The sequence below is a fragment of the Pseudomonas machongensis genome (genome assembly GCF_034961125.1).
Lineage (GTDB): Bacteria > Pseudomonadota > Gammaproteobacteria > Pseudomonadales > Pseudomonadaceae > Aquipseudomonas > Aquipseudomonas machongensis.
This window is the reverse complement of record NZ_JAYFUI010000128.1, coordinates 1-10,138: the sequence shown is the minus strand read 5'-3', so window position 1 is coordinate 10,138 and position 10,138 is coordinate 1. Positions and strand designations below refer to the sequence as shown.

At 62.9% G+C, this 10,138-nt stretch carries 7 protein-coding genes; 2 read left to right on the top strand and 5 right to left on the bottom strand.

Annotated elements, in window-relative coordinates:
- Positions 1-105: 105 nt before the first annotated feature.
- Both oadA and VA602_RS13535 read right to left on the bottom strand, forming a co-directional pair.
- Entirely contained in the window at positions 106-1,914 is a 1,809-nt protein-coding gene (gene oadA / locus VA602_RS13540) for a sodium-extruding oxaloacetate decarboxylase subunit alpha (RefSeq protein WP_323453445.1), read from the bottom strand.
- An 11-nt stretch (positions 1,915-1,925) separates the two neighbouring features.
- Positions 1,926-3,341 (bottom strand): acetyl-CoA carboxylase biotin carboxylase subunit, encoded by a 1,416-nt coding sequence (locus VA602_RS13535; RefSeq protein WP_054892975.1) that lies wholly within the window; start codon positions 3,339-3,341, stop codon positions 1,926-1,928.
- Between the two features lie 189 nt (positions 3,342-3,530).
- Here VA602_RS13535 and VA602_RS13530 point away from each other — a divergent pair, with 189 nt between their 5' ends.
- Entirely contained in the window at positions 3,531-4,493 is a 963-nt protein-coding gene (locus tag VA602_RS13530; RefSeq protein ID WP_054892976.1) for a LysR family transcriptional regulator, read from the top strand.
- Here VA602_RS13530 and VA602_RS13525 read toward each other — a convergent pair.
- A complete protein-coding gene (locus VA602_RS13525; RefSeq protein ID WP_081311761.1) occupies positions 4,435-4,653 on the bottom strand; it encodes a PA3496 family putative envelope integrity protein in 219 nt (72 codons plus the stop codon). The two genes, VA602_RS13530 and VA602_RS13525, sit on opposite strands and share 59 nt — an antisense overlap.
- A gap of 157 nt (positions 4,654-4,810) precedes the next feature.
- Entirely contained in the window at positions 4,811-5,677 is an 867-nt protein-coding gene (gene hexR / locus VA602_RS13520) for a transcriptional regulator HexR (RefSeq protein ID WP_003253273.1), read from the bottom strand.
- A 104-nt stretch (positions 5,678-5,781) separates the two neighbouring features.
- Here hexR and zwf point away from each other — a divergent pair, with 104 nt between their 5' ends.
- A complete protein-coding gene (zwf, locus tag VA602_RS13515) occupies positions 5,782-7,224 on the top strand; it encodes a glucose-6-phosphate dehydrogenase (RefSeq protein WP_323453444.1) in 1,443 nt (480 codons plus the stop codon).
- A gap of 35 nt (positions 7,225-7,259) precedes the next feature.
- Here the strand turns inward: zwf and VA602_RS13510 are convergent, their stop codons facing one another.
- The gene (locus VA602_RS13510; RefSeq protein ID WP_323453443.1) at positions 7,260-10,124 is read right to left on the bottom strand and encodes an EAL domain-containing protein; all 2,865 of its coding nucleotides are present in this window, start codon (positions 10,122-10,124) and stop codon (positions 7,260-7,262) included.
- Between the last annotated feature and the right edge of the window lie 14 nt (positions 10,125-10,138).

Sequence of the window (10,138 nt, the reverse complement as noted above, 5' to 3'; positions counted from 1 at the left end):
TTCAGAACCAGCGGGGTGCCCCGCGATCGGGCCTTGAACCCAACATAAAAAAAGGGGAGCAACCGCTCCCCATGAGGTAAACCGCTTGTATTCGAAGGCTGTCGATCAGCCTTCGATCTCGATCAGGATCTCGCCCGGGGTCACCCGGTCGCCCTTGGCCACGTGGATGGCAACAACCTTGCCGGCGATGGCCGCCTGCACCTCGGTCTCCATCTTCATGGCTTCGGTAATCAGCACTGCCTGCCCGGCCTTGACCACATCGCCCTCCTTGACCAGCACATCGACGATGTTGCCCGGCATGGTGGTGCTGACGTGACCCGGCGCGCTGGCCTGCTTGCGCTTGCTGCTGCCGCCGCCGACGAAATCGTTGAGCGGCTCGAACACCACTTCTTCCGGCATGCCGTCGATGGACAGGTAGAAGTGACGCTTGCCTTCGGCCTTGACGCCCACGCCGGTGATGTCGACGCGGTAGGTCTCGCCGTGCACGTCGATGACGAACTCGGTCGGTACACCCTCACCGCCCACGGAGGCTGCAGCACCGGCTTCCGGGATTGGCAGCAGGGCTTCGGGCTTGAGGGTTCCGGCTTCACGCTCTTCGAGGAACTTGCGCCCGATGTCCGGGAACATGGCGAAGGTCAGCACGTCTTCCTCGCTGTGCGCCAGGCTGCCGATTTCGGCGCGCAGCTTGGCCATTTCCGGCTTGAGCAGGTCGGCCGGGCGCACATCGATGACGTCTTCGCTGCCGATCGCCTGGCGGCGCAGCTTCTCGTCAACCACACCTGGCGCCTTGCCGTAGCCACCTTGCAGGTACAGCTTCACTTCGTTGGTGATGGTCTTGTAGCGCTCACCGGCCAGCACGTTGAAGAACGCCTGGGTGCCGACGATCTGCGAGGTCGGGGTGACCAGCGGCGGGAAGCCGAGGTCTTCGCGCACGCGCGGGATCTCCGCCAGCACTTCGTTCATACGGTTGAGGGCGCCCTGCTCCTTGAGCTGGTTGGCCAGGTTGGAAATCATCCCGCCGGGTACCTGGTTGACCTGCACGCGGGTATCCACGGCGGTGAACTCGCTCTCGAACTGGTGGTACTTCTTGCGCACGGCGTAGAAGTACAAGCCGATTTCCTGCAGCAGCTCCAGGTCCAGCCCGGTGTCGAACTCGCTGCCCTTGAGCGCGGCGACCATCGACTCGGTGCCCGGGTGGCTGGTGCCCCAGGCGAAGCTGGAGATGGCGGTGTCGATATGGTCGGCGCCGTTCTCCACAGCCTTGAGCTGGCACATGGCGGCCAGGCCGGCGGTGTCATGGGAGTGGATGAACACCGGCAGCGACTGCTCGGCTTTCAGCGCCTTGACCAGCTCGCCGGTGGCGTACGGCGTCAACAGGCCGGCCATGTCCTTGATCGCGACCGAGTCGCAACCCATGGATTCCATCTGCTTGGCCTGGTTCACGAAGGCCTCGATGGTGTGCACGGGGCTGGTGGTGTAGGCGATGGTGCCCTGGGCGTGCTTACCGGCGGCCTTCACCGCTTCGATGGCCACGCGCAGGTTACGCACATCGTTCATGGCGTCGAAGATACGGAATACGTCGATACCATTGACTGCAGCCTTGGCCACGAACGCCTTGACCACATCATCGCTGTAATGGCGGTAGCCCAGCAGGTTCTGACCGCGCAGCAGCATTTGCAGGCGCGTATTGGGCAGCGCGGCGCGCAGTTGGCGCAGGCGCTCCCACGGATCTTCCTTGAGGAAGCGCACACAGGCATCGAAGGTCGCGCCGCCCCAGACTTCGAGCGACCAGTAGCCAACCTTGTCGAGCTTTTCGCAGATCGGCAGCATGTCTTCGGTGCGCATGCGGGTGGCCAGCAAGGACTGGTGGGCGTCGCGCAGGATTGTGTCGGTTACATGGATTTTCTTGGACATTGTTGAATTCCTCACAGGCCTGCGTGGGCGGCGATGGCGGCGGCGATGGCCAGGGCCAGCTCTTCGGGTTTGCGCTTGATCGAGTAGTTGGTCAGTTCCGGATGGCTTTCCACGAAGCTGGTATTGAACTGGCCACTACGGAATTCCGGATTGCGCAGGATTTCCTGGTAATACGCGGCGGTGGTCTTGACCCCCTGCAGGCGCATGTCATCCAGGGCTCGCAGACCACGGTCCATGGCTTCTTCCCAGGTCAGCGCCCAGACCACCAGTTTCAGGCACATGGAGTCGTAGAACGGTGGAATGGTGTAGCCGGTATAGATCGCCGTGTCGGTACGTACGCCCGGGCCGCCGGGGGCGTAGTAACGGGTGATCTTGCCGAAGCTGGGCAGGAAATTGTTCTTCGGGTCTTCGGCGTTGATCCGGAACTGCAACGCGTAGCCGCGATGCTGGATGTCTTCCTGTTTGACCGACAGTGGCAGGCCCGAGGCGATGCGGATCTGCTCACGCACGATATCGATGCCGGTGATTTCCTCGGTGATGGTGTGTTCCACCTGCACTCGGGTGTTCATCTCCATGAAGTACACCTCGCCATCGGCGAGCAGGAACTCCACGGTACCGGCGTTCTCGTAGTTGACCGCCTTGGCGGCGCGTACGGCCAGGTCGCCGATGTAGGCGCGCTGTTCCGGCGTCAACTGCGGGCTCGGGGCGATTTCGATGAGCTTCTGGTTGCGGCGCTGGATCGAGCAGTCGCGCTCGAACAGATGCACCACGTTGCCGAAGCTGTCACCGAGAATCTGCGCCTCGATGTGTTTGGGATTGACGATGCATTTCTCGAGAAACACCTCGGCGGAACCGAACGCCTTGGTGGCTTCGGAAATCACCCGCGGGAAGTTCTGTTCCAGCTCTTCGCGGCTGTTGCAGCGGCGAATACCACGCCCGCCGCCACCGGAGGTGGCCTTGAGCATCACCGGATAACCGATGCGCTCGCCTTCGCTCAGGGCTTCGTGAATGTCGGCCACGTTGCCTTCGGTACCTGGGGTCACCGGGACACCGGCCTGGATCATCGTGCGGCGCGCTTCGGTCTTGTCGCCCATGCGGCGGATGACCTCGGCAGCAGGGCCGATGAACTTGATGCCACGTTCGGCGCAGATTTCCGCAAGTTCGGCGTTTTCCGATAGAAAACCGTAGCCCGGATGCAGGGCGTCACAGCCGGTTTCCACAGCAAGGTTCACCAGCTTGCGCGGGTTCAGGTAACCGGCCAGCGGCTCGGCACCGATGCTGTAGGCCTCGTCGGCGCGCTTGACGTGCAACGCGTGACGGTCGGCGTCGGAAAAGATCGCGACAGAGCGAATGCCCATCTCGGCGCAGGCACGCACGATCCGAACTGCGATTTCACCCCGGTTGGCGATCAGGATTTTTTTTATCACTGGAGTCTTCCCAAAGCCGTAGGAACAGACGATCCGGTTACACCGGTCGGCGCGTGACCAGACGTCGCTGGCCAGTCGCACCTTCAAACTAGCGCCACCGGTGAATAAACAAAAATCAATATTTGTTAGGGGCTGTATTAGCAAAAGCTTATAGTGGGGTAACAAGGTTTTGCCGGAGCCTGGGGATAAATGCGTAAGTCCTTGATGCGTATGACTTTGCGTCAGCTGCAGATCTTTAACGAAGTGTGTGATTTGCGCTCGTACAGCCGCGCGGCAGAAGAGATGGCGCTTACGCAACCCGCCGTAAGTCTACAGATCCGCCAGCTCGAAGAGCTGGTCGGCCAGCCGCTGTTCGAGTACGTCGGCAAAAAGCTCTACCTGACCGAAGCCGCCGAGGCACTGCAACGTGCCAGCCGCGATATCTTCGGGCGCCTGGAAAACCTCGACATGCAGCTGTCGGACATGCAGGGCTCACTGCAGGGACAATTGAAACTGGCGATCGAATCCAGTGCGAAGTACTTCGTGCCACACCTGTTCGCCGCCTTCAAGCAACGACACCCGGAGGTCAACCTCACCCTCACGGTGGTCAATCGCGCCCAGGCCATCCGACGCCTGTCCGACAACCGCGACGACCTGATCATCATGTCGATGGTGCCGCAGGACATGGGCCTGGAGTTCCTGCCGTTTCTCAACAACCCGATCATCGCGGTGGCGCCACCGGAACACCCGTTGTGCAAGCTCGACCGCTTGCGCCTGCAGGACCTGGAGCCTCATACCCTGCTCATCCGCGAACAAGGCTCGGGCACGCGCAAAGCCTGCGAGGAGTACTTCAAGGACAAGCGCGTGCACTTCACCCAGACCCTGGAAGTGGCCTCGGCCGACGCCCAGCGCGAGTGCGTGATCGCCGGCTTGGGCATCGCCCTGCTGACTCGCCATGCAGTGAACATGGAGCTGGCCACCGGGATGCTCAGGGAGTTGCCTGTGGAGGAACTGCCGCTGTACCGCAGCTGGTGCGTGGTGCAGTCCAAGGCCAAGCGGCAATCACCGGTGGCCTTGGCATTTCTTGCGTTCATTCGTAGCGAACGGGCGAAAATCAGCGGGCTTGTGGAGCGATTTTCTGGGAAGCTGCCGACGCCACCTGCCATACCGTGATGTCTTGCAGTTCAGGGTAGTCGGCGATATCACGCAACAGTTGACGCTGGTCGCAGTAGCTTTCGATCGCACGTCGATATTCCATGCGACGTTGATCCTTCTCAGCCTGCTTGCGAGCCTTGGCGTTGGGTTGGTACGAACCGAAATGATCGTTTGCCATTGCCTGTCTCCCAGATCGGGTGCGGGAGTTTCAGGGTGGCCCCGAGGGTTTACGGTTTGGCTGAGAAATGGTGACAGAATCGTGAATTTTAATTGCCCGTACCGGCCCTTTCGCGGGTAAACCCGCTCCCACAGCGGCCGGTGAGGTGGCAGCGCGATCAGTCGTCGGTAGCCTTGATCGACTTGGGCGACAAGCGCAGGCTGCGCAAGCTGCGCTTGACGCTCTTGAGGTGGTTGACCAGGCTTGGGCCGCGGGCCATGGCCACGCCCATCGCCAGCACATCGATCACCACCAGGTGGGCAATGCGCGAAGTCAGCGGGGTGTAGATCTCGGTGTCCTCGTGCACATCAATCGCCAGGTTGACGGTCGACAGCTCCGCCAGCGGCGTCTGGCTCGGGCACAGGGTGATGAGATTGGCGCCGCTTTCACGCACCAGGTTGGCGGTGATCAGCAAGTCTTTCGAACGCCCCGACTGCGAGATGCACACGGCGACATCACCCGGTTTGAGGGTCACCGCCGACATCGCCTGCATGTGCGGGTCGGAATAGGCTGCGGCGCTGAGCAGCAGGCGGAAGAATTTGTGCTGGGCATCGGCGGCGACCGCACCGGAAGCCCCGAAGCCATAGAACTCCACGCGCTGCGCCTGGGCCATGGCACTTACCGCCTGCTGCAGCGCCTGCGGGTCGAGGTGCTCGCGCACTTCCATCAGCGTGTGCAAGGTGGTGTCGAAAATCTTCAGGCTGTAGTCGGCGACCGAATCGTCTTCATGGATGGCGAACTGGCCGAAGCTGGCGCCCGCCGCCAGGCTTTGCGCCAGCTTGAGCTTGAGGTCCTGGAAGCCCGAACAGCCGATGGCGCGACAGAAACGCACGATGGTCGGCTCGCTGATACCAACACTGTGGGCAAGATCGGCCATCGAGCTGTGCATGACGGCAGCCGGATCGAGCAGCACGTGATCGGCCACTTTCAGTTCCGATTTGCGCAGCAGGTGGCGCGATTGAGCGATATGTTGCAACAGATTCACAGGCTGGACTCGGTTATGATCGGCTGGCCGGGATGTAGCTATCTTGTAGTTATACTACATGACCGGCTGACCGCCCAGCTAAACGAACGTGGGAGAGTGGTGGCTTGAGTATCCCTTGCGACATTCTGGTTTTCGGCGGCACGGGCGACCTGGCCCTGCACAAGCTGCTGCCGGCGCTTTATCAGCTCTACCGCGAGGGTCGCCTGCACAACGCCGTGCGGATCATCGCCCTGGCCCGCCGCCCCCTGCCGCGCAACGACTACCTCAAGCTCACCGAGCGTCATTGCCGGGCGCAGATCGCCCGCAACGACTTCGACGAGGAGGTCTGGCAGCGCTTCTCGGCACGCCTGGACTACTTCGCCATGGACGCCTCCCAAGGCGCCGATTTCGGGCGCCTGGCCCGTTACCTCGGCGAGCCCGGTGGCCTGACCCGGATCTTCTATCTCGCCACCGCCCCCAACCTGTTCGTGCCCATCGCCAACAACCTGCGCCTGGCCGGGCTTGCCGACAGCGAAGCGCGCATCGTGCTGGAAAAGCCCATCGGCCATTCACTGGAGTCGGCCACGGCCATCAACGAAGCCATCGGCGCGGTATTCGACGAATCCCAGGTGTTTCGCATCGATCACTACCTGGGCAAGGAGACGGTGCAGAACCTCATGGCCCTGCGCTTCGCCAATGCCCTGCTGGAGCCTGTATGGCGCAACAGCCAGGTCGATCATGTGCAGATCAGCGTCTGCGAAACCCTCGGGGTCGAGAACCGCGGCGCCTACTATGATCGCGCCGGCGCTACCCGCGACATGCTGCAGAACCATCTGCTGCAACTGCTCTGCCTGGTGGCGATGGAGCCACCGGCACAATTCGAGGCCGAGGCGGTGCGCGACGAGAAGGTGAAGATCCTTCGTGCGCTGCGCCCCATCACTGGCCAGGACGTGCAGGACAAGACCGTACGCGGCCAGTACAGCGCCGGCAAGATCGGCGGCCAGGAGGTCCCGGCCTATTACTTCGAGAAAGATGTCGACAACGACAGCGATACCGAAACCTTCGTCGCCGTGCAGGCTCATATCGAGAACTGGCGCTGGGCCGGCGTGCCGTTCTACCTGCGCACCGGCAAGCGCATGGCGCGGCGCTCGTCGCAGATCGTCATCCAGTTCAAACCGGTGCCCCATGAGCTGTTCGCCGGCGGCCAGGTCAACCAGTTGCTGATCCAGTTGCAACCCGACGAGCACATCAGCCTGCGCATGATGACCAAGAGCCCCGGCCGCGGCATGCGCCTGGCGCCGGTCGAGCTGGACCTGAACCTGGCCCAGGCCTTCGCCCAGACACGCCGCTGGGAGGCTTACGAGCGCCTGCTGCTGGATGTACTGGATGGTGACTCGACGCTGTTCATGCGCCGCGATGAAGTGGAGGCTGCCTGGGCCTGGATCGACCCGATCCTCAAAGGCTGGGAGGACCACTTCCAGGCACCGCGGACCTACCCGGCAGGCAGCAATGGGCCGGAGCAGGCCAATAGCCTCCTGGCGCATCAGGGCCGACACTGGCACCTCTGACCATTTCCCTCCGGCACTTGCCGCCGGGGCGCAGGTCATCTTCGCGAGCGCTCCAGCAACGTCTTGAACGCTGCGGCATCGATCGGTCGACTGATCAGGTAACCCTGCGCCTCGTCGCACCCCTGTTCACGCAGGAATGCCAGCTGCTCCTGGGTTTCCACCCCCTCGGCCACCACCTCCAGCCCCAGGCTCTTGGCCATGGCGATGATTGCCCGGATGATCGCGGCATCCTGGCTGCCCTCCTGCAGGCCCCGAATGAACGCCTGGTCGATCTTCACGTAGTCCACCGGAAAGCGCTTGAGGTAACTCAGCGATGAATAGCCGGTACCGAAATCGTCGATCGCCAGCTTCACGCCCAATGCGTGCAGTTGCTGGAAGGTGGCGATGATGTGCTCGACATTGTCGAGCAACTGGCTTTCGGTCAGCTCCAGCTCCAGCAGGTGCGGCGCCAGTCCGGTCTCCTGCAGTACCTGACGCACCAGGCTGACCACCTTGCCCTGGCGCAACTGGTAGACCGACAGGTTGACCGACACACGGATCTCCCAACCCTGGCGCAACCATTCACATGCCTGCCAACACGCCTGACGCAGGACGAACTCACCCATCGGCGCAATCAACCCGGTTTCTTCGGCCAGCCCGATGAACTCGCCCGGCGGCACCATGCCCCACTGCGGATGCTGCCAGCGCACCAGCGCCTCGGCGGCATGCAGACGGCCGGAACGCAGGCACAGCTTGGGCTGGAAGTAGACCCGCAGCTGGTTTTCGTCGAGAGCCTTGCGCAGATCGTTTTCCAGTTGCAGGCGTTCCAGGGTGCTGGCACGCAGGCTTTCGGTATAGAACTGGAAGCTGTCGCCCCCCAGGTGCTTGGCGTGTTGCTTGGCCATGTCGGCCTGACTGACCAAAGCGTTGAGGTCGAAAGTGGCCTCCGACAACACACTGATGCCCACCGATGCACTGATCACCACCTCATGACCGCCCACTCGCTGCGGCACCCGCAGCTTGTCGAGCAGGCGTGTGGTGACCCGCACCAGGCTGGAAAGATTGCTGTAGCCATCGAACAGCACGGCGAACTCGTCGCCGGAGATACGCGCCACGGTGTCGGCCTCCGGCACCGCATTGGCCAGGCGCTGGGCCATTTTCTTCAGCAACTGGTCGGCCAGTTCGTGCCCCAGGCTTTCATTGAGCAGCTTGAAGCGGTCCAGATCGACATGCAGCAGCGCCAGGCTGCGGCCGTTCAGGCGCACACGCTGCACCGCCTCATGCAGGCGCAGGCGGAACAACGCTCGGTTGGCAAGGCCTGTGAGGTCATCGTAGTGGGCGAGATAGCGCAGGCGCTCCTCCGACTCACGGCGCGCCGACAGGTCCGTGAAGAACGCCACGATATTGCTGATGTTGCCCCGTCCATCGCTCACGCCATTGAGCTGCAACCATTGCGGGTAGAGCTCGCCATTGCTGCGCGCCTCGACCAGCTCGCCCTCCCAGCGCCCTTGCTGCTCGAGGGCCTGGTGAATCGATTGGCTGTGCCGACGGGCGTCGCGACTGCAGGGCAGCTCCAGCAGGTCACGCAGGATCAGGTCTTCGCGCCCGTAGCCGGTGAGATCGCAGAATCGCTGGTTGACCGCCAGCAACTGGTAGTGCGCATCGAGGATGGCGATGCCTTCACTCGCCGCTTCGAACACGGTGGCAGCCAGCCGCTGCTGTTCTTCCTGTTCCTTCTGTGCGGTGATGTCACGACGGGTACCCAGCATGCGCAGGACCTTGCCGTCGGCATCACGCTCGACCGCCCGTCCCCGGTCCTCGATCCAGCACCAGCGACCTTGCGTGTGGCGCACCCGGTATTCGACACGATAGTCGTCGCTGCGGCCCTTGAGGTGCTCGACCAGCGTGCGACGCAGCAGCGGCAGATCGTCGGGATGCAAGCGCGGCTTGAGGTCGGCACGCACCGAGCGCACCTGCCCTGGCTCCAGCCCGAACAAGGCATGCAATTGGGTGTGATGGACTTCGTCGGTCTGCAGGTCCCAGTCCCACAGCCCCAGTTCGCTAGCCTCCAGCGCCAGGCTCAGGCGCTGCTCGCTGGCGCCCAGGGCCTGGGTGGCAAGCGCCAGCTCACGGCCTCGCTCGCTCACCCGCAGCTCGAGGCCGGCCTGCGCCTGGCGCAATTGCTCTTCGGCGTGACGACGATGGCGGATCTCTGCACTCAAGGCCTGGTTCAACTGCTCGCCATGGCGTTGCGCCCCCTGCAGATGCTCGATCAATGCCTGGTTCTGGAAGCGCCGAAGCAGACCGCGCTCGATCAGACGATTGACCTGCCAGGCCACCACCATCAGGGCGCCGAGCAGGATCAGGCCAAGCCAGCCCCAGCCGCGCTGCAACCCGTCCTGATAAAAGAACAGAAATCCGATCGGCGGCAACAGGCCGGGTAACACGAAGCTGAGAAAGGCCGGCAGGCTGACCGCGTAGGCGACGCTCGCCGACAGCGCCGCTGCGCCCAGCAGGCCGAAAACCCAGGCCTGCTGGACGAAACTGTCCACCGGTACCAGCGCGAGGGCGGCACATCCAAGCGTCAGGCCACTGAAGGCCGAACCACCCAGAAACATCCGCCACCAGGTCGGCTTGGCCTGACGCTCCGGCGAGGCCGCATCGAAGGCCGCCACCTGGATCACCCGCAAGGCCACCAGCGCCAGCAACCAGACCATCCACACGCCGACCAGCAGATAGCGGGCAGGGCTCCACAGCAGCCAGGCGCAAAGCAAGCCGTTGAGCAACATGAACAGGGTGGGCAGCAAGGAGCCCTGGTAAAGCAGGCGGGTCCGCTCGATGGAGAGCTGGGTTGCGAATTGCCTGCGAACGCTCCTTGTCGATTCGGGTGATGCGTCGATCACCACGCAATTCTGGGTCATATGGCAGTGTTCTT

Coding starts and splice junctions, on each gene's coding strand:
- oadA (WP_323453445.1), bottom strand. CDS start 1,914: ATGTCCAAGAAAATCCATGTAACCGACACAATCCTGCGCGACGCCCAC.
- VA602_RS13530 (WP_054892976.1), top strand. CDS start 3,531: ATGCGTAAGTCCTTGATGCGTATGACTTTGCGTCAGCTGCAGATCTTT.
- VA602_RS13525 (WP_081311761.1), bottom strand. CDS start 4,653: ATGGCAAACGATCATTTCGGTTCGTACCAACCCAACGCCAAGGCTCGC.
- VA602_RS13510 (WP_323453443.1), bottom strand. CDS start 10,124: ATGACCCAGAATTGCGTGGTGATCGACGCATCACCCGAATCGACAAGG.